Annotated in this window: 20 protein-coding genes and 1 riboswitch; of the genes, 7 read left to right on the forward strand and 13 right to left on the reverse strand. The window is 58.4% G+C overall.

The window, feature by feature from the left end:
• Positions 1-4 precede the first annotated feature (4 nt).
• From CFBP5473_RS02465 to CFBP5473_RS02490, 6 genes are all read right to left on the reverse strand, one after another.
• Positions 5-2,722 carry an ABC transporter ATP-binding protein gene (locus CFBP5473_RS02465; protein WP_027676728.1) on the reverse strand — a complete coding sequence of 906 codons (2,718 nt, stop codon included), beginning with the start codon at positions 2,720-2,722 and terminating at the stop codon, positions 5-7.
• A 167-nt stretch (positions 2,723-2,889) separates the two neighbouring features.
• A complete protein-coding gene (locus CFBP5473_RS02470; RefSeq protein WP_234881771.1) occupies positions 2,890-5,361 on the reverse strand; it encodes a glycoside hydrolase family 2 protein in 2,472 nt (823 codons plus the stop codon).
• A complete protein-coding gene (locus CFBP5473_RS02475; RefSeq protein ID WP_027676730.1) occupies positions 5,358-6,344 on the reverse strand; it encodes a DUF1839 family protein in 987 nt (328 codons plus the stop codon). Before CFBP5473_RS02475 ends, CFBP5473_RS02470 begins: the two co-directional genes overlap by 4 nt.
• A 7-nt stretch (positions 6,345-6,351) precedes the next feature.
• A complete protein-coding gene (locus CFBP5473_RS02480; protein ID WP_027676731.1) occupies positions 6,352-7,260 on the reverse strand; it encodes an amino acid--[acyl-carrier-protein] ligase in 909 nt (302 codons plus the stop codon).
• A 4-nt stretch (positions 7,261-7,264) separates the two neighbouring features.
• Positions 7,265-8,446 carry an acyl-CoA dehydrogenase family protein gene (locus CFBP5473_RS02485; RefSeq protein WP_027676732.1) on the reverse strand — a complete coding sequence of 394 codons (1,182 nt, stop codon included), beginning with the start codon at positions 8,444-8,446 and terminating at the stop codon, positions 7,265-7,267.
• Entirely contained in the window at positions 8,446-8,697 is a 252-nt protein-coding gene (locus tag CFBP5473_RS02490; protein WP_027676733.1) for an acyl carrier protein, read from the reverse strand. The genes CFBP5473_RS02485 and CFBP5473_RS02490 overlap by 1 nt, the downstream gene beginning before the upstream one ends.
• A 142-nt stretch (positions 8,698-8,839) precedes the next feature.
• Positions 8,840-8,951, forward strand: a riboswitch (TPP riboswitch).
• Between the two features lie 106 nt (positions 8,952-9,057).
• Here CFBP5473_RS02490 and thiC point away from each other — a divergent pair.
• The 6 genes from thiC to CFBP5473_RS02520 are packed head-to-tail and all read left to right on the forward strand — an operon-like array spanning position 9,058 to position 14,243.
• Positions 9,058-10,881: a phosphomethylpyrimidine synthase ThiC gene (gene thiC, locus CFBP5473_RS02495; RefSeq protein ID WP_027676734.1), complete on the forward strand. Its 1,824-nt coding sequence runs from the start codon at positions 9,058-9,060 to the stop codon at positions 10,879-10,881.
• Between the two features lies 1 nt (position 10,882).
• Positions 10,883-11,878, forward strand: coding sequence for a glycine oxidase ThiO (gene thiO / locus CFBP5473_RS02500; protein WP_027676735.1), 996 nt, complete (start codon positions 10,883-10,885; stop codon positions 11,876-11,878).
• On the forward strand, positions 11,847-12,044 hold the full coding sequence (thiS, locus tag CFBP5473_RS02505) for a sulfur carrier protein ThiS (protein ID WP_027676736.1): 198 nt from the start codon (positions 11,847-11,849) through the stop codon (positions 12,042-12,044). Before thiO ends, thiS begins: the two co-directional genes overlap by 32 nt.
• A gap of 1 nt (position 12,045) precedes the next feature.
• Positions 12,046-12,819, forward strand: a complete 774-nt coding sequence (locus tag CFBP5473_RS02510) for a thiazole synthase (protein WP_027676737.1) — start codon at positions 12,046-12,048, stop codon at positions 12,817-12,819.
• A 51-nt stretch (positions 12,820-12,870) separates the two neighbouring features.
• A complete protein-coding gene (locus tag CFBP5473_RS02515) occupies positions 12,871-13,878 on the forward strand; it encodes a P1 family peptidase (protein ID WP_027676738.1) in 1,008 nt (335 codons plus the stop codon).
• On the forward strand, positions 13,875-14,243 hold the full coding sequence (locus CFBP5473_RS02520) for a winged helix-turn-helix domain-containing protein (RefSeq protein ID WP_027676739.1): 369 nt from the start codon (positions 13,875-13,877) through the stop codon (positions 14,241-14,243). Before CFBP5473_RS02515 ends, CFBP5473_RS02520 begins: the two co-directional genes overlap by 4 nt.
• Here the strand turns inward: CFBP5473_RS02520 and modC are convergent.
• The 4 genes from modC to CFBP5473_RS02540 form a co-directional block, all read right to left on the reverse strand.
• Positions 14,237-15,313 (reverse strand): molybdenum ABC transporter ATP-binding protein, encoded by a 1,077-nt coding sequence (gene modC, locus CFBP5473_RS02525; RefSeq protein ID WP_027676740.1) that lies wholly within the window; start codon positions 15,311-15,313, stop codon positions 14,237-14,239. The two genes, CFBP5473_RS02520 and modC, sit on opposite strands and share 7 nt — an antisense overlap.
• The gene (gene modB, locus CFBP5473_RS02530) at positions 15,310-16,011 is read right to left on the reverse strand and encodes a molybdate ABC transporter permease subunit (protein WP_027676741.1); all 702 of its coding nucleotides are present in this window, start codon (positions 16,009-16,011) and stop codon (positions 15,310-15,312) included. The genes modC and modB overlap by 4 nt, the downstream gene beginning before the upstream one ends.
• Before the next feature lie 67 nt (positions 16,012-16,078).
• A complete protein-coding gene (gene modA / locus CFBP5473_RS02535) occupies positions 16,079-16,864 on the reverse strand; it encodes a molybdate ABC transporter substrate-binding protein (RefSeq protein ID WP_027676742.1) in 786 nt (261 codons plus the stop codon).
• Positions 16,865-17,020: 156 nt separating this feature from the next.
• A complete protein-coding gene (locus CFBP5473_RS02540; protein WP_027676743.1) occupies positions 17,021-18,304 on the reverse strand; it encodes an NAD(P)/FAD-dependent oxidoreductase in 1,284 nt (427 codons plus the stop codon).
• A 239-nt stretch (positions 18,305-18,543) separates the two neighbouring features.
• Between CFBP5473_RS02540 and CFBP5473_RS02545 the strand changes: the two genes are divergently transcribed.
• On the forward strand, positions 18,544-18,780 hold the full coding sequence (locus tag CFBP5473_RS02545) for an Lrp/AsnC ligand binding domain-containing protein (protein WP_027676744.1): 237 nt from the start codon (positions 18,544-18,546) through the stop codon (positions 18,778-18,780).
• A 109-nt stretch (positions 18,781-18,889) separates the two neighbouring features.
• Here the strand turns inward: CFBP5473_RS02545 and CFBP5473_RS02550 are convergent, their stop codons facing one another.
• The 3 genes from CFBP5473_RS02550 to epmA all read right to left on the reverse strand — a co-directional run bounded on the left by CFBP5473_RS02550 (position 18,890) and on the right by epmA (position 21,584).
• Positions 18,890-19,081: a hypothetical protein gene (locus CFBP5473_RS02550; RefSeq protein WP_027676745.1), complete on the reverse strand. Its 192-nt coding sequence runs from the start codon at positions 19,079-19,081 to the stop codon at positions 18,890-18,892.
• Positions 19,082-19,470: 389 nt separating this feature from the next.
• On the reverse strand, positions 19,471-20,523 hold the full coding sequence (locus tag CFBP5473_RS02555; protein WP_027676746.1) for a lysine-2,3-aminomutase-like protein: 1,053 nt from the start codon (positions 20,521-20,523) through the stop codon (positions 19,471-19,473).
• Complete coding sequence (epmA, locus tag CFBP5473_RS02560; protein WP_027676747.1) at positions 20,520-21,584, reverse strand: EF-P lysine aminoacylase EpmA; 1,065 nt, start codon at positions 21,582-21,584, stop codon at positions 20,520-20,522. Before epmA ends, CFBP5473_RS02555 begins: the two co-directional genes overlap by 4 nt.
• Positions 21,585-21,644 lie beyond the last annotated feature (60 nt).

Raw genomic sequence — 21,644 nt, forward strand, 5'->3', positions numbered from 1 at the left:
TCTATCATGCAGCAATCATTTCTTTGAATGTACCGTTTTCTTCCGCAAGAGTCTCGTATGATCCATCGGCAACGATCGCGCTCTGGTTGACGACGATCACTCTGTCGAACATCCGGGCAAGCGATGGGTTCGATAAAACCCAGAGGATTGCGGGATTTGCGCCGTCCGTCCGCAGGAACGTCATGACGTTATCGACGATTTCCTGCTGCAATCGATGGTCGAGGCCGGGAAGCGGGCGGTTCAGGACGTAGAAGTCCGACCGGCGCATCAGCGCACGCGCAAGATTGAGCTTCTGCCGCTGAAGCGGTCCAAGCCTCTTTCCGCCGGCGCCGAGGTTGAACTCAAGGCCCACGGCCAATACGCGATCATAGACGCCCTGCTTGCGCATCGCATCGGCTACGATGCGGGTGATGCGGCGCGAAGCGTCGGTATAACGGTGGCTGATCTTGCCGAAGAGGATGTTGTCGAGCAGGCTGGTGGAGGCTGCGTATTTGCTCGGATCGTAAGGCTCGATGATGTCGCGTAACTCGTCCGGCAGCTTTTCGTGGAACATGTGGCGCACTTCCACGATGCGCTTCATCACATCGTCGGTCAGAAGACCGAAGCGCTGACGCGGCTCGATATAGAAGAAGCTGAGCCGCAGCATGGCGCGGCGCTCGGCCTCGCTCGCATCGCCATAGCCTTTGCCCTGGAGACGCTGAAGCATCTGCTGGTAGCTCGGAATATCTTCCGCGGTCATGAAGTTCATCTGCTGGAACAACGGGTGATCCGGCGGGAGATCGCTGAAGATTTCAACGATGTTTTCCGCAATCGTGTAACCCATGTCGAACAGCGTGTTGGATAGGCCCGTTCCCCGCATCAAAGAGCGGAAGTAGTCGCTTTCAATGATCTTGCGGCTGCCGGTGGATGCATCGCGCATGGTGCCGAACAGGATGTTTTCACCAACGGTCGCTTCCGTGTTGTAGCTGTTCGGCTCGAAGGGAACGATCAGCCCGCTGAGATTTTCCCGTTCGAGTTCGCTGCGCAGAACCTGTCTCAGTTCCACGATCCGCGCTGCAAGATGCAGGTCGCTCAAGGGATCGATCGAGGATCTCAGCGCAAATTCCAGCACATCCGGCGAGAGTTGAACTGTATCGAGCACATCCAGCATGGCTTTCAGGAAGCGGTCCGGATCATCGCTGCCTGCAGGGCTGGATTCGTAGTCGATCCAGTCTCCGTGCAGGTCGATATTCGGGTTCTCGGCAAGCTTCGCCTCGCGGATTTCCCACTTCCGATGCTCCAGCTCGGCGCCCTCATATTCCTTGGCTTTCAAAGGTGCGTGCTTGAGGCCGTAGAGAAGATTGTCCCTGAGGCTGGCATGGAAGAAGTAGGTGTCGGCAGATACGTAAGAGATGCGCCGTCCTGTAACGGATTCCGGCAACTCATGGAAATCGGCATCGCCAATGGAAATCTTCCCTGAAGTGGGCCAGAGCGTGCGCCCCAGCGCATCCGCCAGCGCCTCGCCACCGGCGCTGCCGACGATGGCGATGGTTTCTCCCGGATTGATCGTCAGTGACGCCTGATCGAGCAGGCGTGTGCCGCTGTCGTCATCCAGCGACAGGCCGGACACTACGATGGGGCCGGTGATGGCGGCTGCTGCTTCCGGCGAAAGCGCCTGAATTTTACCGTCGATCATGCTTGGGGAATCGAACTGCTCGAAAACCTGCTCATACTTGACCTGAACGTCCTGACGGGCCTGATCCCAGTCGATGAGTTCCTTAAGCGGGCCGGGAAGCTCCTTATAGGCGTTAATGACGGCGACAAGCTGACCGACGTCGAGGCTGCCACGCAGGGTAAGGTAACCGCCGAGCGCATAGAAAAAGAAAGGTGTCAGCTGCGCCAGGAAGTTATTGATGAACTTGACGATGAACTTCCACTGGTAGAGATCGTAGCGGATCTTGAAGATTTCACCGAGCCTGTGGGCCGCATCCGCGCGCTCGTAATTCGAGGTGTCGTAGGCATGGATCGTGCCGATGCCTTCCACCATTTCGCCGATCCGGCCTGCCAGCTGGCGCGCACTCAATTGCCGCTGGCGGCCAAGCTCGATCAGGCGGCGGCGCATCTTGGGAATGATGCCGACCTGAATGGCGGCCATGAAGGCTGCAATGAGACCCAGCCAGAAATTCTGCACCAGAATGAAGAAGAGCGCCGATAGTGCCTGCCCTCCGAGAAGGGCAGGCTGCACGAAGGCGTCACCGGTGAAGCCGCCGAGTGGCTCCACCTCGTCCTTGATCATGCTGGAAATTTCCGCACCCTTCACCCGCTTGAAGTGCGAGGGCGGGAAGAGAAGAATGCGGTCTATCAGCTGGAAGCGGATGCGGCGAAGCAGTCGCTCCCCCAGACGGCCCTTGTATGTGTTGATGTAATATTTGAAGAGGCCGTTGATGATGACGAGCGCCAGAAAGGTCAGGCTCAGCCCCATCAACATTCCCAGGCGCGTCAGCTCGATGCCGGGGAAAAGCGTGAGCTTGCCGTAATAGGGAATGTCCACCGTCAGATGCATGAACAGCTGGGTGGAATTGACGCCTTCGAAACCGTCACCCTGAATGGGGCCGTTGACGATCTGCTTGGGAAGATCGAATGCAAGGAAATACGGTATCATCGACAAGGCGACAATCAGCAGAATGAAAAGCTGCTGCCGCTTCGTGTGATTCCAGATATAGCGGGTTAAACTTTTTTCCATGTAGGACTTCTATGCCTTGCCGGATCGGCAGGAAGGTAAATGATGTTTTCGATTGCGTCAAAACCACCGGTGGGAACGGTTAGTATTGCGTAGAAATGGGGATGAATGCTTGCGCCCGCCAGTGGGTCACCGGCAGGTATGATTAAGCCGACTTATAACGCATTTCTTCAAAAACGGAACAACTGTCGGGAGCCGAGCGCTCGGATTTCTCCGTGTGGCTCTTCCTCGCGGCGCTTGCCCGTGTGAAACAGCTCGATAGTCCTGCTTTCTCCCGGAGCCAGATGGAACCAGTCGTCGGCAGGACGATGGTTTTCCGCAGCGACATGGACCGATTGGGCGAAGCGATCCGATGTGATCGTCAGGAAGCATCGGTCGTCTTTCTGGCTCACAATGGGGGTGAGCGTTGCGGTGTGTATCGCAGCGCTGCGGCCAAGCGGGAAATGATAAGCGCTCGCAACGACCTCGCCACTTTCCACGTCGCGCAGTCTCGCCAAGGTCACGTCGTGCGAAGGTGGGCCGAAGCGGTAGGCATAGGTCGTATCGAAAAAGGCGCCAAAGAGGTCGGTCGCGGCGAGCGTCATCTTGGTGCGGGGGGCAAGTTCGAGCTGCCGTCTGCCGCTCACGACAGGCTGCAAACCATCTCGCAGGCAGGCGAGTTCCACGATCACATTTCGGCTTTGTCCGGTCTCGTTGAGGAGGTGAACGTCCAGTCCGTTCGTGCCCTCATCGGTGAGGATGATTTGCATCGGACGGAATGCCCGCTTCAAGGCATACCATGTCGATTTCGGCTCGCCGGTGGAATCGATCAGCCCCCAGCCGGGACCGGGCAGCAGATCCTGCAACGTCCAGATCAGTGCGCCCTGGCATGAGGAGCCGTTGCGCCGCCACTCTCCAAAAGTTACCTCCATGACCTCCGCGATAGCCGCGCGGGAGAGGTCCAGATATCGCTCGCCATCTTCGCGGCGCAGCGTCGTCGGGTCCGCATCGTAGAGCAGCTTCAGGTAATGATCGCGAACATCCTCGAAATCCCATGAGGCTCCACGGTCACGGGGAATGCGGGATTTCCAGACCGGATCATGGAAGGCCCTGACCGGAAGATGGGCTTCAAGGGTCTTCTGTTGCGGCACATTGGCGAAGGCGAGGCACTCTCCGGCAAACCGGACATCCGCGCGGCGCGCATCGTCCAGCGGTCGGCAATAGGCTCCTACGCCGTAATAGTGCCCCACCTTTTCATTGGGAAAGAAGGGGAGCGCGCCACCGAAGGGGGAGTTGGGTACATAGACGACATCCGGGCGATGCTGCTGCACGTAATTCGGCAGTATCTCCTCCGTCAGCGGACCTTTCCAGAATGCTTCCGAAAGCCCGAGCATCGCGCCTTGCTGATAGATTTCGCTGCCGCCGCACAGAACGGCAAGAGAGGGAGAAAGCGCGGTCTTTGCTAGAAGCTGCGTGGTTTCGGTTTCGATATGGGCGAGAAAGGCCTCGTCCTTGGCAGGATAATCGAAATTGGCCAGCATCATATCCTGCCAGACCATGAGGCCGAATTCGTCGCAAAGCGCAAAGAAATCGGCTGTCTCGTAGGCCATGGTTCCGCCGATGCGGATCATGTTCATGCCCGCCTCTGCCGCAAGCCGCAGCCAGGGCTCGTAATCCTTGCGATTACCGGGAAGCCGTACGATATCCGCATTGGTCCAGACCGCACCCCGGCAGAAGATCAGCTCTCCATTGATCTTCAGGCCGAAACCTTTGCCATCTGCGCCATGGTCTATCTCGACGCGGCGGAAGCCGGTTTTGCCGATGGGGTGACTTTTCCCGTCCAGCCGAAGCGTGACGTCATGCAGGGTCGGCTTGCCGTGGGTGGCTGGCCACCAAGGCTCGATGCCGTCCAGTCTCAACTCACCTTCGAAGAGGCCATCTGCGATAGGCGAGAGAAGGGCTTTATGGCCGTTACACTCAACTTCGATCTGTTTCGTAGAGGCCGCAGCCTCGACGGAAAGTTTGATGACGCCCGCGCCATCCGTGGTCAGTTCCGCTCGGAACGACCTGATTTCGAAGGTAGCTTCATTTCCTCGTGTCAGCCGGATCGACCGCCAGGGGCCAGCGGCGTGAATTTCAGGACACCAGCCGGGCATGTAACCCAGTGCCGTGGTTCTGATCATCCGCAGGCCCTGCGTATTCATCATTTGCGGGCGCCAGCGGGCGCGGGGGCCGCTTCTTTCAAGCCGTGGGGCGAGCGCACGGAAGCAGATGGCAAGCTCGTCAGCGCCTGTCAGTTGAACGGGCGTTTCCTGCGCTTCGAACATGCTGGTGCTGCTGGCAATGACCTCACCATTCAGATAAATTTCGGCAATGGTGGCAAGCCCGTCGAAATGAAGTGTTGCGCGTTCCGGGCCATCGGAAATCAGCGTCAGCCGATACCATGCATCAAGGCCGTTGAGCGGCTTCGGATTGAAGCGATCGAACTTTCCGACAGCCTCGAGTGCTTCGGCAACGGTTCCCGGCACAGGTGCCGTGATGGCTTCGGCATCGAGTGGAATATCTGACGGACGAGAATAGGCATCGGCCTCAGTCAGCGTCAGGGTCCAGCCTTCCGTCAGCAACTGGCCGGGACGGGCGGAATGGTGGACCGGCGCGATCACGCGGCCTCGCTGGCGCTATCGAGGTTTTTTCCAAGCTTTGCCATCAACTCGTCCCAGGCATCCGCAGCGGGATCGAGAACGGTTGCCAGAGCATCGAATTTGCGGCGCGTTACCGCACGCGCAAGCTGGAACTGCACGGTCTTGGATACTTCGGAAATTTTCAGAGCCTGTGCGGGGGCATCGTTGAAGGCATGCTCGCCACCCAGCCATTGCAGGTGGCTTGCGGCCAGTTCGAAATTCGCACCCATCTGGCGCAGCGTGTTGAAGGCGTATTTATGGAAGAAGCCGAAAGGGCGGTCTGCCACTTTCTCCACCTGCGCTGGAAACACTTTTGCGAAGGCGCGGATAGGGTTCTGTTTCGGGCGCTTGGCGAAGTGTTGCGTCAGCAGGCGTTCTGCCACAGCGCGGCGATGCTTTTCGGACACCGGCTCCTCGGCGAATTTCACGAATTCGGTATAGGGCAGGAAGGGCGGCTCGTCTTCTTTCAGATGATGCTGGAAAATGCCCGCATAATCATCGCCTTCCAACGCGAAGTAACCGGCATTGTGGAAATATTCCAGTTTGCGATTCTCGCTATCCATGCGGTTGATGGCGACCGTCGTCTTGCCATGCTCCTTGCGGTAGCCGACGCCCTGCGTATCCGGCATGTAGAAGCTGTCCATCTCGATCAGGCAGATGCGCCCGCGTTCCAGCTGGGTTTCCACGTGGTTTTCGATGCTGTCGAAAATCGCCAGTTCGGTGACGCGGATGCCATAGAGCGCTTCGAGGTCTTCCAGCGGCACCTTGAAGAAGGTGAACTGATCGCCCTCGAAATCCTGGGTCAGCGTGAAGCCGAGCATGGCCTCCGGCGGCAGTCCGCTGGAGGCCAGAAGCTCGATCCAGAGATCGACATAGCAATTGGTTTCCGGCCACATCCGGTCAGACGCATGGAGCGGGTGAGGGGTGTAGTTTTCAGCGTTCAAGCCCGGAAATATTGCCGTCATGCAAACATCAGCCCCAGAGCGTTTCGCGAACCGATTGCGGCCACTGATCCACATCCAGACCATGCTTGGCAAAGAGCGCCAGCGCGATGCGTTCCAGACCGAAGCCGACGCAGGCCGTGTGGGCAACTTCGCCATCGGCAAGGTTCAGACCCCACTTCGTACCGAAGGAATCCTGATGGTAGTTGAAGCTCATGCAGGCCGTCAGGTTGGTCGTGGAGGTAACGGGAATCAGCAGTTCGAATTTCAGGTTCTGATCGCGCTGATTGTTGACCAGCATCCTACCCGCGCGTCCGAAGAACGGATCGTTGGCAATATCGATCTTCACCTCGAGACCGATCTTTTCCATCATCTCGACGCCGCGATCCATCCAGATCTGGCGGAATTCGGTCACGTCGCTCTCGGTGCCCATGCGCACATATTCGCGCATGCGGAAGAGCTGCTGGCGTGCCGGGTCCTTGGAAGGCTCGTGGCGGAAGCAATAGGACTGGATGTCGTAGAGACCACCATTTTCAGGCAGGTTTCCGCGCTTGGCGATGGTCGGATACAGCGGATAGCAGGCGGCTGGTGTCAGCACGATGTCGGTAATCTTCTGGTCTTTCGTCCAGTCCGTGCCTTCATCCATGCTTTTGATCAGGCTGACATGATCGAGCTCGCAGCCGCAGAAGGAATGCACGGTGCCCGCAAGCTGCGGAAAGCTCTTCATGTAGCCGCTTTTTTCGAAATAGGCGCGGTTGATGCCGGGCGGGAAGCGGATGGCTTCGGCCTTGTCACCGCCGCCGACCTTGTCGATCAGGCGTTCGAAAGCGGTGATGACGTCTTCGAACTGGCCGCTGCGACCATACAGGCCGTCCACGCCGGTATCGATCAGCAGGCCCTTGTCGAACAGGCGATCGAGAAACGATGTTTGCATGTCCATGGTCTTATCCCAAAAGGCTCGTGTCCTGCTTCTGAACCAGCAGGAGATTGGCGGAATTGCTCAAGATTCTGTCGTTGGAAATCATCAATTGCGCGGAATGCGCATCGCGCAGATGCCGCCCGACGCTATACGGCGTGCCGTTCTTGTAACCCATGATGCCGCAGATCAGCATCGCATGGTTGATGATTTCGAGGATGGTTTCGGAAGAACAAATCTTCACATTGTTCATGGCGATGGCAAAGGCCATCGACATCAATCTGTCCGGGTCCGTCTTGGTGTCTTCGTAAGCCTTGATGCCCGCAATCACGTTGGATTTGACGATCTGTAGCTTGTTGGAAACCTCTGCCAGACGCAGCGCGCCGGGAGGCGTGACGCCGGGAGATTTGCGGGCAGCAGCACGCACGAAGGCCTGCGCGCGTGCAACGGCATCGGCTGCGATGCCGTACCACACACCGCTCCAGAGAAGGTGTGATGTGGCGAGCATGGATTGTGCCGCGATTTCCGCGAAAGGCTTGGGGAATATCTGTTCGGCAGGAGCTTCACCTTTGAACAGGAAGCCATCCGAGCAGGTGCCACGCATGCCGAGCGTGTTCCACACATGGGTCTTTTCGAGGCTGTACTGGTCTTTCAGGAAAACCGTCATCACCTGATCGGCAGGTGCCGCATCCGCATGCGCCCGCGATGTGATGAGGATAGCGTCCGCTTCGCTGCCATAGGAAATGACGGTTGCGTCTTTTTCCAGCCGGCATTGATCTCCGGTAACTTCAATCGCGCAGATCGAATTGCGCAGGTTACCGCCGATGCCGCCTTCCGTCGTTGCCGAGCCGAGAAGAAGCTGTTCGCTTGCCACGCGGCGCATGAAGGCGCCGTGCCATTCGCTGGCTTCCCCATGCTCCACAAGGCTCGATGCCTTGATGTGGTGCATGGCGAAAATCATGGCGGTTGCCGAACACGCCTGACCCAGCGTGCAGCAGATATCGGCGATTTCCTGTAGACTTGCGCCTTCGCCACCCAGATGCGTCGGCACCTGAATGCCCAGCAGCCGCTCGCTTCGAAGAGCGTCAACTGCTTCACTCGGGAAACGACCCGCCGCGTCCACGTCATCGGCAAATTTGGCCGCAGTGGAGGCCACACGCTTGGCGCGTGCTGCCAGTTCCATGTTCTGTGAAGCGACGGCGGCGTCCATCAGGCCGCCTCTTTACCGTCAAGGATGGCTTTCACCGTCGTCTCAATCGCACCGATGCTTGCGAAGGACTTGCGGTTCAACATGCTGTCGGGGAATTCGATATCGAATGCTTCTTCAAGACCAAGCATCAATTGCACGGAGGCGAAGGAAGAAAGCCCTGCCGCGTAAAGATCGGCGTCGTCTGCAATCGTGTCGACAGGAACAGGAAGCTGGCCGAATTTCGACAGTACTTCACGAATAGTTGAATTCATCCCAAGTAATCTCCCTGAAGCTGGATGCTATCATAGCGCATCTTGCAGTTAATCGCGAAAAAATAACATTCCCATAAACGGTGAGGTTAATTTCGGGTGACCGAGACAACTTGACAAGAAAGTGTTCAGGGAGTTTCATGGTCGCATTCACCAGGGGTGTCCCGTCAAGGGGCTGAGATTCTGCTACCACGCGCAGTGACCCGTTGAACCTGATCCAGTTCATACTGGCGTAGGGACGGTGCAAACGCGGAAAACAGCAGTATCGGCCAAGCGCCGGGCAACTGTCATCTTTATCAATCCCGCGCTTTTTCGTCTTCATGCTCGAACTGGGTCTCCACTGTTTTGCTTTGGAGCCTCACGATGAACATTGCTGCTAAAAATCTCTCTCCCACGGTGACCACAGGTCCGCTGCCCGCCTCCACCAAGGTTTATAAGCCGGGTGTGGTGCACCCGCATATCCGCGTGCCGATGCGCGAAATCGCAGTGCACCCGACGGCTGGCGAACCGCCGGTCACGGTCTATGATTCCTCGGGTCCTTACACAGATCCATCGCATTTGCTTGATATCGATGGTGGCTTGCCGCGTCTTCGCCAGCAATGGGTTTTGGAGCGCGGTGACGTCGAACGTTACGAGGGCCGTCACGTCAAACCCGAAGATAACGGTTTTGCCACCGGAGAGCGCCTGACGCCGGAATTTCCGGCTCGCAACCAGCCGCTGCGTGCCAGGGATGGCAAAGCGGTGACGCAGCTTGCCTATGCCCGCGCAGGCATCATAACGCCTGAGATGGAATATATCGCCATCCGCGAAAATTTGGGGCGTGAGGGGGCGAAGGAGAAGCTGGTCCGTGATGGGGAGAGTTTTGGCGCGCATGTTCCCGATCACGTCACGCCGGACTTCGTGCGGCAGGAAGTGGCCTCGGGCCGCGCCATCATTCCCGCCAACATCAACCACCCGGAAGCCGAGCCGATGATCATCGGGCGGAATTTTCTGGTGAAGATCAACGCCAATATCGGCAATTCGGCGGTCACCTCCTCCATGGCGGAAGAGGTGGAGAAGATGGTCTGGGCCACCCGCTGGGGTGCAGATACGGTTATGGACCTTTCCACCGGCCGCAACATTCACAATATCCGCGAATGGATCATCCGCAATTCGCCGGTCCCGATTGGCACCGTGCCGCTCTATCAGGCGCTGGAAAAGGTGAATGGCATCGCCGAAGATCTGAACTGGGAGGTTTTCCGCGATACGCTGATCGAGCAGGCCGAACAGGGCGTCGATTACTTCACCATCCATGCGGGCGTGCGGCTTCACTACATTCCGCTCACCGTCAACCGCGTCACGGGCATTGTTTCGCGTGGCGGCTCGATCATGGCCAAGTGGTGTCTGCATCATCATAAGGAAAGCTTCCTCTATGAGCATTTCGAGGAAATCTGCGATATTTGTCGTGCTTATGATGTGTCCTTCTCGCTGGGCGATGGCCTGCGTCCGGGCTCGATTGCCGATGCAAACGATGCGGCGCAGTTTGCCGAACTGGAGACGCTGGGCGAGCTGACGCAGATCGCCTGGGTGAAAGATTGTCAGGTTATGATCGAAGGCCCCGGCCATGTGCCGATGCACAAGATCAAGGAAAACATGGACAAGCAGCTGAAGACCTGCGGCGAAGCGCCGTTCTACACGCTCGGACCGCTGACGACGGATATTGCGCCCGGTTATGACCACATCACCTCCGGCATCGGTGCTGCGATGATCGGCTGGTTCGGCACGGCGATGCTTTGCTACGTGACGCCGAAAGAGCATCTGGGTCTGCCGGATCGTAACGACGTGAAGGTGGGTGTCATTACCTACAAGATCGCGGCACATGCCGCGGATCTCGCCAAGGGGCATCCGGCAGCGCAGGTGCGTGACGATGCGCTCTCCCGCGCCCGCTTCGAGTTCCGGTGGGAAGATCAGTTCAATCTGTCGCTGGACCCGGAAACGGCGCGGTCCTTCCACGATGAGACCTTGCCGAAAGAAGCGCACAAGGTCGCGCATTTCTGCTCCATGTGCGGACCGAAATTCTGCTCCATGCGCATTTCACACGACATCCGATCCGAAGCCCAGAAGGAAGGGCTGGAAGCCATGGCGGAAAAGTTCAAGCAGGGCGGCGATCTCTATATGCCGCTGCCACAGCCTGTGGCCGGAGAGTGAGATGCGCATTCTCATCAAAGGGGCGGGCGTCGCCGGTTTGACGGCTGCTCTTGAAATGGCAAAACGCGGCTTCTCGGTGGAGGTGCATGACATCTTCGCCGAGGTTGGTCACGGTGCATCATGGTACGCGGGCGGAATGCTGGCGCCATGGTGCGAGCGGGAGAGTGCGGAAGAAGCGGTTCTGACCCTTGGCCAGTCGGCGCTCGACTGGTGGGAGGAGGCGACGCCCGGCCTCGTTACGCGCAACGGTACGCTGGTCGTCGCGCCTGCCCGCGATAAGGCTGAGCTTTCGCGCTTTGCCTCTCGGACAACCGGTTATCGCTGGGTGGACGAAGAGGAGATTGCAGCGTTGGAGCCCGATCTTGCGGGGCGTTTTCGGCACGGGCTTTTCTTCGAAGGCGAGGGCCATCTCGATCCAAGATTGGCGCTGCATGCACTGCACCAGCGTCTGGTTTCGATGGGTGTGGTGTTCCATCTCGGCATCCAGACCATGGATGGCAGCGGCTTCGACCTCACTATCGATTGCACTGGCCGTGCACAGGTCGGTTCCCTGCCGGGGCTTCGCGGCGTGCGTGGCGAAATGCTCTATCTCGCGAGCGACGAGATTTCACTTTCGCGGCCCGTGCGCCTGCTCCATCCGCGCATCCCGCTCTATGTCGTACCGCGAGAGCCGGGGCGCTTCATGGTGGGTGCGACTATGATCGAGTCCGAAGACGAAGGACCGATTTCGGCGCGTTCGATGATGGAGTTTCTCAACGCCGCTTACGCGCTTCACCCGTCTTTCGGCGAAGCGCAGATTATCGAAACGGGAACGGGCATCCGGCCCGCTTTTCCCAACAATCTTCCCCGCATCAAAGAGGAAGGCAACACGATCTTCATCAATGGTGCGCATCGGCACGGCTTTCTACTTTCGCCCGCCATGGCGCGGCAGGCCGCCGACATTCTGGATAAAAAGGAGGTTTCCCATGCGAATTCACGTCAACGGCGAAGAGCATGATCTCACCACAGCAACACTCTCGGAGCTTCTGAGCGTGCTCGACTACGAGGGCGATTGGCTGGCGACGGCGGTCAATGGCGATCTCGTCCATGCCGAAGACCGCCCCGATTTTCACCTGAAGGCTTTCGACAGGATCGAAATCCTCTCGCCCATGCAGGGAGGATGATATGTTGAGACTTTACGATCGCGACGTCAGTTCCCGCCTTCTGCTCGGAACGGCGCGTTACCCATCGCCCGCCGTTCTGGCCGATGCCGTGCGCGCAGCCAAGACGGATATTCTGACCATTTCCCTTCGCCGTGAGACCGCAGGGGGCAAAAAGGGCGGACAGTTTTTCGAACTGATCCGCGAGCTGGATCGCCTCATCCTGCCCAACACGGCGGGGTGCCATACGGCAAAGGAAGCCGTGCTGACGGCCAAGATGGCGCGGGAAGTGTTCAAGACCAACTGGATCAAGCTGGAAGTGATCGGGCATCACGATACGCTTCAGCCGGATGTGTTTGGACTGGTGGAAGCTGCGCGCATTCTCTCCGACGAAGGTTTCGAGGTCTTCCCCTATACGACGGACGATCTGGTCGTGGCGGAAAAACTGATCGATGCGGGCTGCAAGGTGCTGATGCCATGGTGCGCGCCCATCGGCAGTGCCATGGGGCCGCTCAACATCACGGCGCTGAGATCGATGCGGGCGCATTTTCCAGATGTGCCAATGATCGTGGATGCAGGCCTTGGCCGCCCTTCGCATGCAGCAACCGTTATGGAGCTTGGTTACGATGCCGTGCTGCTGAATACGGCGGTGGCTGGTGCGGGTAATCCCGTCATCATGGCTGGCGCATTCGCTAAGGCGGTGACGGCTGGGCGCGAGGCCTACCTTTCCGGCATGCTGGAGCCGCGCGATATGGCGGTTCCCTCCACCCCTGTCATAGGTACGGCGGTGTTCTCCTGAGATTGACAAGATAAGGCCAGGGCGGGATACCGGCATAAGCACAGAGAAGGAATGCCGCCCTTGAACAATCTCCTGATCGACATCGACGGTGTTGCGGTGGGTCACGCGACCGACCTGACTTTGGGTTCCGGCGTCACCGCCATCGTGTTCGATGAGCCCGCAATCGCCTCCGGCTCCACCCTTGGCGGTGCGCCGGGCGGGCGGGATACGGCGCTGCTCGATCCATTGATGACAGTGGACGCCGTCGATGCGTTCGTTCTGTCCGGCGGTTCCGCTTTCGGTCTGGATGCTGCCGGTGGGGTACAGGCGGGATTGCGGGAAAACGGGCGCGGGCTTAAGGTTGGAGCGACCCGCGTGCCTATCGTTCCGCAGGCTATTTTGATGGATTTGCTGAATGGCGGAGACAAGGACTGGGGTCTTCATTCGCCCTATCGTGAGATGGGATATGAGGCCTTCAAGGCCGCGTCCCGCAAGCCTTTTCCACTCGGTACGGTTGGCGCAGGGACGGGTGCCACGACGGCTACATTCAAAGGCGGGCTTGGCTCTGCCAGCGCGAAAACCTCTTCCGGTGTTGGAATAGCCGCAGTCGTTGCCGTCAACGCCATGGGCTCCGCGACAGTTGGGTCCAGCCAGCATTTCTGGGCTGCTGCCTTCGAAAGAGGCGGCGAATTTGGCGGGTTGGGCCTGCCGCCGGAATTTGCCGACGCGGACAGTGCTATGCGCATCAAGGGCGTCACGTTGACCGCAACCACCATTGGCGCAGTAGTGACGGATGCGGTTTTGACCAAGGCGCAGGCGCATCGTCTATCTATTATGGCGCATGGCGGGCTAGCGCGCGCCATCCTGCCCTCGCATCTCGCCAGCGATGGCGACACAATGTTTGCAGCGGCGACTGGCCGGAGGCCGCTGCAGGAGGTCGCGGAGTTTCACGAACTTTGCCACCTCGCAACGCTTGTCATGGCACGCGCCATCGCGCGGGGTGTGTTCGAAGCAACAGCGCTGCCGCATGAGGGCGCGCAACCGTCATGGCAGGATCGTTTCGGAGCGGCACATCCATGAGCGATCAGTCTCTCAAGCCGGTTCTTCGTGTCGATTTTCCACCGAATGAGCGTCTCGGACGCGGCAAGATCGAGCTGATGGAGTTGATCGCTTCCACCGGTTCCATTTCCGCTGCCGGGCGGGCAATGGACATGTCCTACCGCCGGGCATGGCTTCTGGTGGATGCTCTGAACCATATGTTCAATCAAACCGTCATCGAATCGCAACGGGGTGGCAAGCAGGGTGGCGGGGCGGGTCTCACGCCCTTTGGCGAAGAATTGCTGGCCCGCTATCGCGGCATGGAAAGCCGTATGCAGGATGCGCTTCGGGCTGATATCGACTGGCTGGAAGCCAATCGTAGCCGTGAAGGTGGAGACGCTCAGTAGGGATCGAGCGCCGCCGATTTGACGACGGCGAAGACAGTGCTTCCCTCTGTCAGCGACAGCCGCTCTGCGGAGAGGCTGGTGATGCGCGACAGGATGATATCGCCGCCGCAATCCACCTGCACCATCGCCATGCCGTCTTCAAACGTTGCGATATCGGCGATGTGGCCTTGAAGAATGTTCAGCGCGCTCAGACCCTCGGGCTTAACTGTCCCTAGCATCACATCACGCGCAGGCACATGCACGCGCACGGGCTTTCCCGGCTCTGCCGCTTTCGCGGGAACCTGCAAGCTCGTGCCCTTCAGACGAACGATGGCAAGGCCGTGGCGGGCATCGAATGTCTCCACCTTGCCGGAGAGAATGCTACCTGCTTCCCGCCGTTCCAGATGCGTGCTGAAGGCTGGGCGCGAGAGGATTTCCGAAGCGGCACCTTCCGCATCCACCCTGCCGTCCTTCATCACCACCACGCGGTCCGCCAGCCGGGAGACTTCGCTGACCGAATGGCTGACATAGATGATGGGGATTTTCGTCTCGTCGCGCAGCCGCTCCAGATAAGGAATGATCTCCGCCTTGCGTGCCTCATCCAGCGCCGCAAGCGGCTCGTCCATCAAAAGCAGGCGCGGCTGAACGAGAAGCGCGCGACCTATGGCGACACGCTGTTTTTCCCCACCGGAGAGATTTTCCGGCCTGCGCTTCAGCAGTGCACCGATGCCCAGCATCTCGATGACTTTGGCCGACTCTACGTCTTCTGCGGATTTGCCGGAAAACCAGCGGCCATAATGCAGGTTCTGCTCCACGGTCAGATGCGGAAAGAGCCGCGCTTCCTGAAACACATAGCCGAAGCCCCGTTTGTGTGCGGGACTGAAGATGCGCTTTTCGCTATCGGCCAGAACCTCTCCATCCAGTTCGATGCGGCCCTGATCTGGTTTCGTCAAACCGGCGATGATGCGGATGGCGGATGTTTTCCCGGAGCCCGAACGCCCGAAGAGCGCGGTGACGCCTTCGCCGGCGGTCAGCTGCGCATCAAGCGTGAAATCGCCGAGCCTGTGTTTTACATCGAAAAGTAGGGTCATTCGGCCATCACCCTTTTACCGATGATGCGGCCCAGGAATTCGGAAGCGAGAAGCGCGATCATCGAAATGGCGACGGCGACGAGCGTCAGCCTCAGCGCGCCCGCATCACCGCCGGGAACCTGCGTGAAGGTGTAGATGGCTGCGGAAAGCGTCTGCGTTTCACCGGGAATATTGGAGACGAAGGTAATCGTTGCGCCGAATTCACCCATGGCCTTGGCGAAAGCGAGGATCATGCCTGCGATGATGCCCGGCAGGGTCAACGGTAGCGTGACCGTCAAAAATACCCAGATTGGGCTCGCCCCCAGCGTTCCCGCAGCTTCCTCCAGCTTGCGGTCTACGGCTTCGATAGAGAGGCGGATGGAGCGAACCATCAGCGGAAATGCCATGACGGCGCAGGCGAGCGCCGCACCTGTCCAGCGAAAAGAAAAGACGATGCCGAAATATTGATCCAGAAACTGGCCGATAACGCCGCGCCGCCCGAACATGATCAGCAGAATAAAGCCGGTCACCACCGGCGGCAGGATCAGCGGAAGATGGACAATACCGTTCAGGAGAGATTTTCCCCAGAACTGGCCACGCGCCAGAGCCAATGCAATGAGAATACCGAAGGGAAGGCTCGCAAACATGGCGATAGTGGACACCCAGAGGCTCAGGCGTATCGCCGTCCATTCTTCCGCACTCAGCGATAACCAGTCCAAATCGGTGTTCCCACATTTTTTAAGGGCGCCCGGAATGCCGGGAGCCCTCTATCTTTAAGCTTCAATCTTACTTCAGAATGGTAAAGCCTTGGCTTTCGAAGAAAGGAGCGGCCTTGGCGGACTTCAGGAATTCAAGATAGGCGGCTGCTGCCGGGCTCTTGGATTCAGACAGGATCGCCACCGGATAGATGATCGGCTCATGGCTGTCCTGCGGGAATGTGCCGACGATCTTCACGCCCGGATCGGCAGCCGCATCCGTCTGATAAACGATACCATAGGGCGCCTCACCGCGAGAAACGAGAACGAGTGCCGCGCGCACGCTTTCCGCCCCTGCCACCTTGCCTTCAACGGAAGACCAGACGCCAAGCTTTTCAAGCGCGGCCTTGCCATACTTGCCAGCCGGAACGCTATCGACAGCGCCCATGGCAAGCTTGCCATCACCAACGAGACTGGAGAGATCGAAGCCCTGTTTGATTTCGACAGGCTTTGCCTTGTCTGCCGCGGCCACCAGAACGAGGCGGTTGCCGAGGAGATTGGTGCGCGTATCTTCCTTGATCAGCTTCTTGCCAGCAACATAATCCATCCATGCGAGATCTGCAGAGATGAAGAGATCGGCAGGCGCGCCTGCTTCGATCTGCTTGGCCAGTGCCGAGCTTGCGGCATAGGAGGCGGTTGCTTCATTGCCGCTTTCCTTCGCCCACTCCGCATTCGCCGCATCAAGCGCATTCTTCATGCTGGCGGCAGCAAAAACAGTCACCTTATCCTGCGCCAGAACCGGCGAGGAAACGCCAGCCGCTGCCAGCCAGGCGCCCGTTACGGCAACAAAAGCGGTCTTCAGAACGAAACGTCTCATAATTCCCATGCTTAATCCCTCTCACCGAAATATCCATTCAGATATATCGGTCATAGAGGGCGATCATTATGTTTTCAAGAATATAACGATCAGCGTGGTGAAGTTCTCCGCTGGCATCCGCGAAACAAAGCCTTGAGTTACTTTGACAGCGAAATCCTAAAACCGCTCCCCCGCAAAATGCGCAATCTGCGCGCCCGCTTCGTAATAGGCTTCCTTCAGCGTGCGCAGGCTTTGTGCTTTTTGTTCTGTAATTGGTAGCGGCAGATCGTCTTCGGCGATTTCGCCCGCCACATGGGCGGCCAGCGTTTTGCCGAATACCGTGCCGGGTGCGATCCCGCGACCGTTGTAGCCGCAGAAGCCGATGACGTTGTTTGCGAATTTGTGGAAGCGGGGGACTGCATTGTCGGTCATGCCGATCTGGCCGTACCATTCACATTCGAATTCGACATCGCCGATCTGCGGAAAGAGGCGTTTCAGCGAGCGTTTCGCCCAGGCGCGGTGGACGGCGGCACCGGTGTTGCGCAGCGCACCGACGCTACCAAAGACGAGGCGTCCAGCCTTGTCCATGCGGAAGGAGGACAGGATTTCCTTGGTATCCCAGCAGCCTTCACGGTTGGGCAGAATGCTTTTGCGCAGATTGTCGCCGAGCGGTTTCGTCGCAAAATTGAAGTAGGGCAGGTAGGTCTGCTCTTCGCGAATGATTTTCCATGGCCCGGTGCTGTAAGCTTCCGTCGCCACGATGATCCAGTCAGCGGAGACTGAACCTTTTTCCGTGATTACCTTCCAGCCAGCACCGTCCTGCTCGGTTGCGATAACAGGGCTGGACGTGTGGATTACAGCACCCGCCCTTTGAGCCGCTGCAGCAAGCCCTCGGACATAGGCAAGCGGCTGGAGTGTTCCGGCGCGCTCATCGAGAAGCGCGCCCGCATAGGCATTGGAACCAATGCGGGCTGCGGTTTCAGCCGCATCGAGAATGCGAACGGGTGCGCCGCGCGCTGCCCACTGGGCGCAGCGCTCACGAATTTCCGCAAGACCGGCATCGCCCACGGCACAGTGCAGCGTTCCGTTCTTTTCCAGTTCGCATTCGATCCGGTGTTTCTCGATAAGCTCCCGGACAAGGAATGGGGCGTTGCCGAGCAGGTCCAGCAGTCGCTCTCCGTAAATGGGGCCAAGCACGTTCGGCAGCTCCTTCGGCATCACCCACATGCCGCCATTGATGAGGCCGACATTGCGGCCCGCGCCGCCGAAGCCGATTTCCCTGGCTTCCAGAACTGTGGCCTTGATGCCGCGTTCGGCAAGATGAAGCGCCGCCGAGAGGCCGGTGAAGCCGCCGCCAACGATCACGACATCCGTTCGCACATGGCCTTCGAGCGCGGACGTCTCTGGCGGCAGAGGCGCCGTCTTTTCCCAGAGACCGTGAGAGCGGGGATTATCGTACATCGGCGTCATCCAGAGCAAGGCGGCGCGCCTTCGCGCCATGTGCGGCAAAGTCTATAGAGGCGTCCCGTGGATGACCATCGACATATCGTCATCAGTTCATTCCCAGCCGGAATGTGATCGGGTGCGACTGCTGCGGGCTTGAAAGAGACCTCGGCCTCAGACAATAGTGCCGACACGATTGCGTTAGCGAGCGATGCTCGCAACGCCCATGATCCGCATACCGACGAGGAAATCGACCCATGAAGCCCATCTTCGTTCAGCTTCAGTGCACACCCGGCAAGACCTATGAGGTTGCCGATGCCATCTACAAGACCGAACTGGTGTCGGAGCTTTATTCCACCAGTGGGGAGTTCGATCTGTTGCTGAAGATTTATGTGGAAGCGGATCAGGATATCGGGAAGTTCATTAGCGACAATATCGTCAGCATTCCCGGTATCGTAAGGTCGCTGACTACACTGACATTTACAGCCTTCTAAGCTGCTGTAGTTATTATGTATTCATGAAATTGAAAAGGCGGTGCCGGTGTGAGCTGGCATCGCCTTTATCGTGTTCGAATTGTCTTGGACGCAGCCTGGCAGAGTGCAATCAAACCAGGGCTGCCACGTTGCGGTCGCGGACCAGATTACGGATGGCGACGCGCACGTCTTCGGCGCTGTCGAAGCGCTGCTCATCCAGATCATGGACGTGGAATTTAACGGCAATGAATTTCAGACGATTATTGTCCGGTACTACGATACCGACTGGTTCGCCGGCGAATTCGATAACTTGCTTTTGCATGGTGCATACTCCCGCTGTGGCTTGAACGCACAGCATTTTTGTCGAATTGAATTTCAGGATTGAGGGACTATTAAAGTCGCCACATTCGACAGCAGCGGGAACACATGGATTTGTGCCCGGCATTCACGACCCGATGATGAGGGATCGCGAAAATGCGCGTAGATTTGGACATGACACTCTCCCTTTCGTTCGTGTTGACCCGGAATAACTGAGAATCACTCTACAGTTGAATCACTGATATACCGGATTTGCATCGGAATCAATGATTATGAATATAGGTAGAATATTTTTCTTTACGATGACAGGATCGGGGCGGAATTGTGAAATTTTTATTTCGTGCATCGGGTTGTGCTAAAACAGCTTGAAAAGCCGGAGCTTGCCCGCTCGTTTCATTCCGCAGATGGCGGGTAGGCGTGATCGTTGCCGTTGAAATCGGAAACCGAGTAGCAACCCTTGGCTTGTTTCGTCGCCGCATTCTGAGCGATGACGGCTTTTCCGTGGCCTCCGGGAATATCAAGCACATAGGTTGGCTGGCACAGGCCGGAGACGTGTCCGCGAAGTGCCGAAACGATCCGCTGGCCTTCTTCTATATCCAGCCGGAAGTGGCTGGTGCCGGGAGCGAGATCCGGATGATGCAGGTAGTAGGGCTTTATCCGGTTCTCCACGAAGCTGCGCATCAGTGCAGCCAATATTGCCGGATCGTCATTGATACCCTTCAGCAGAACGGTCTGGCTGACCAAGGCGATACCGGAATCGACCAGCCGCGCGCATGCAGCCTTGGCATCCTGCGTCATCTCCTTGGGGTGATTGGCGTGGAGCGCGACATAGGTGGTCTTGCCACTCGCCTTCAATGCCTCGATCAGTTCTGCATTGATCTTTTCGGGATCGACAACGGGTACGCGGGTGTGGAAGCGCACGATCTTCACATGCGGAATGGCGTTTAGGCCTTCCATGATGGTGGAAAGGCGGCGCGGAGAAAGCACCAGCGGGTCGCCGCCTGTCAGGATGACTTCCCAGATGTCAGGGCGCGAACGGATATAGGCGAAGGCCGTTTCGAGTTCGTCCGGGCTCATCATGCCATTGCCCTGTGGGCCCACCATCTCGCGGCGGAAGCAAAAGCGGCAATAGACCGGGCAGACATGTACGGCCTTCATCAGCACGCGGTCTGGATAACGATGCACGATGCCGGGAACAGGACTATGGGCCTCGTCGCCGATGGGGTCGGCGCGTTCCTCATTGGTCTGATAAAGTTCGGCTTCGGTGGGAATGAACTGGAGCGCAATCGGGTCGTTAGCATCGTTCGGGTCGATGAGGCTGGCGACGGCAGGCGTCAGCGCTACCGCATAGCGCTCGGCGACGGGGCGCACGCGCTCAAGCGTCGCGTGGTCGATCAAACCCGCGTCGAGAAGATCATCCGCTGATTTTAGCCCGTTTGCCTTCATGATCCATAGGTAGCGACTGGTGCCCACATAACAAGTTCTATGCGCGGCGCGCCGGTGGCCAGCATGACCAGCCGGTCGAAACCAAGCGCAATGCCGCTTGCCGCAGGCATGATTGTGAGGGCCGACAGGAGGTCTTCATCGATTGGGTAGGTTTCACCGTAAATTCGGTTCTTTTCCTGCATCTCGATCTCGAAGCGGCGACGCTGCTCTTCAGCATCGGTCAATTCGCCAAAGGCATTGGCGAGTTCCACGCCGCAGGCATAAAGTTCGAAACGCTCCGCAACACGGTTGTCACGCGGAGAGCGCCGGGCAAGTGCAGCCTCGCTGGTCGGGTATTCATCGAGGATCGTGGCGCGGCCAAAGCCGAGTTTTGGCTCTACCCGCTCCACGATGATGCGGCTGAAAATATCGGCCCAGCTATCGTCTTCCGCAGTGCGAATGCCTGCGGCTTGCGCCAGACGTTGCAGGTGCTGGCGATCCGTCTGGCCATCATGATCGATGGTCGCCAGAAGATCGATGGACGCATAGCGCTGAAAGGCTTCCGCGACGCTGAGGCGTTCCGGTTCGAGGAAGGGATCGACCATGTGCCCGCGGTAAGTGAGGGCCTTGGTCTTGGCCGTCTCTGCGGCTAGCGCCAGCAGTTCCGCGCTGTCGCGCATCAGCGCTTCATACGTCTCGCCCACACGATACCATTCCAGCATGGTGAATTCCGGGTGGTGCAGGGGGCCGCGTTCGCGGTTGCGATAAACGTGGGCGAAGCAGGAAATGCGCTTTTCGCCAGCGGCCAGCAGTTTTTTGCAGGCAAACTCCGGCGATGTGTGGAGATAGAGAGAAGCTTCTTCGCCGCTTGTGGTGATGCCCCTGGTGGCGAAGGCATGGAGATGCGCCTCATTGCCCGGCGAGATTTGCAGGGTCGCCGTATCGACTTCGATGAAATCGCGCCCAGCAAAAAAGCCGCGGAAGGCGGACTGAATGGCGTTACGACCGATCAGGAACGGGCGGCGATCCATATGGACGTCTGGTGTCCACCATGCTGATCCTGTCTGTGAACCGGTGCTCATCGCCTGTCTGATCCGTGGTCGCTTCTGAAACGCTTCGGCTTTGAACCGCCGTTTCCGTGT

Origin of the sequence: Agrobacterium larrymoorei, from assembly GCF_005145045.1 — a bacterium.
Taxonomy (GTDB): Bacteria; Pseudomonadota; Alphaproteobacteria; order Rhizobiales; family Rhizobiaceae; genus Agrobacterium; species Agrobacterium larrymoorei.

What these genes read in the sequence shown, in the direction of transcription:
- thiO (WP_027676735.1), top strand. Translation starts at nt 10,883, where the DNA reads ATGCGCATTCTCATCAAAGGGGCGGGCGTCGCCGGTTTGACGGCTGCT.
- thiS (WP_027676736.1), top strand. Translation starts at nt 11,847, where the DNA reads ATGCGAATTCACGTCAACGGCGAAGAGCATGATCTCACCACAGCAACA.
- CFBP5473_RS02510 (WP_027676737.1), top strand. Translation starts at nt 12,046, where the DNA reads ATGTTGAGACTTTACGATCGCGACGTCAGTTCCCGCCTTCTGCTCGGA.
- modA (WP_027676742.1), bottom strand. Translation starts at nt 16,864, where the DNA reads ATGAGACGTTTCGTTCTGAAGACCGCTTTTGTTGCCGTAACGGGCGCC.
- CFBP5473_RS02515 (WP_027676738.1), top strand. Translation starts at nt 12,871, where the DNA reads ATGCCGCCCTTGAACAATCTCCTGATCGACATCGACGGTGTTGCGGTG.
- CFBP5473_RS02540 (WP_027676743.1), bottom strand. Translation starts at nt 18,304, where the DNA reads ATGTACGATAATCCCCGCTCTCACGGTCTCTGGGAAAAGACGGCGCCT.
- modC (WP_027676740.1), bottom strand. Translation starts at nt 15,313, where the DNA reads ATGACCCTACTTTTCGATGTAAAACACAGGCTCGGCGATTTCACGCTT.
- CFBP5473_RS02490 (WP_027676733.1), bottom strand. Translation starts at nt 8,697, where the DNA reads ATGAATTCAACTATTCGTGAAGTACTGTCGAAATTCGGCCAGCTTCCT.
- thiC (WP_027676734.1), top strand. Translation starts at nt 9,058, where the DNA reads ATGAACATTGCTGCTAAAAATCTCTCTCCCACGGTGACCACAGGTCCG.
- CFBP5473_RS02465 (WP_027676728.1), bottom strand. Translation starts at nt 2,722, where the DNA reads ATGGAAAAAAGTTTAACCCGCTATATCTGGAATCACACGAAGCGGCAG.
- CFBP5473_RS02545 (WP_027676744.1), top strand. Translation starts at nt 18,544, where the DNA reads ATGAAGCCCATCTTCGTTCAGCTTCAGTGCACACCCGGCAAGACCTAT.
- CFBP5473_RS02555 (WP_027676746.1), bottom strand. Translation starts at nt 20,523, where the DNA reads ATGAAGGCAAACGGGCTAAAATCAGCGGATGATCTTCTCGACGCGGGT.
- CFBP5473_RS02475 (WP_027676730.1), bottom strand. Translation starts at nt 6,344, where the DNA reads ATGACGGCAATATTTCCGGGCTTGAACGCTGAAAACTACACCCCTCAC.
- CFBP5473_RS02480 (WP_027676731.1), bottom strand. Translation starts at nt 7,260, where the DNA reads ATGGACATGCAAACATCGTTTCTCGATCGCCTGTTCGACAAGGGCCTG.
- epmA (WP_027676747.1), bottom strand. Translation starts at nt 21,584, where the DNA reads ATGAGCACCGGTTCACAGACAGGATCAGCATGGTGGACACCAGACGTC.
- CFBP5473_RS02550 (WP_027676745.1), bottom strand. Translation starts at nt 19,081, where the DNA reads ATGCAAAAGCAAGTTATCGAATTCGCCGGCGAACCAGTCGGTATCGTA.
- CFBP5473_RS02485 (WP_027676732.1), bottom strand. Translation starts at nt 8,446, where the DNA reads ATGGACGCCGCCGTCGCTTCACAGAACATGGAACTGGCAGCACGCGCC.
- CFBP5473_RS02520 (WP_027676739.1), top strand. Translation starts at nt 13,875, where the DNA reads ATGAGCGATCAGTCTCTCAAGCCGGTTCTTCGTGTCGATTTTCCACCG.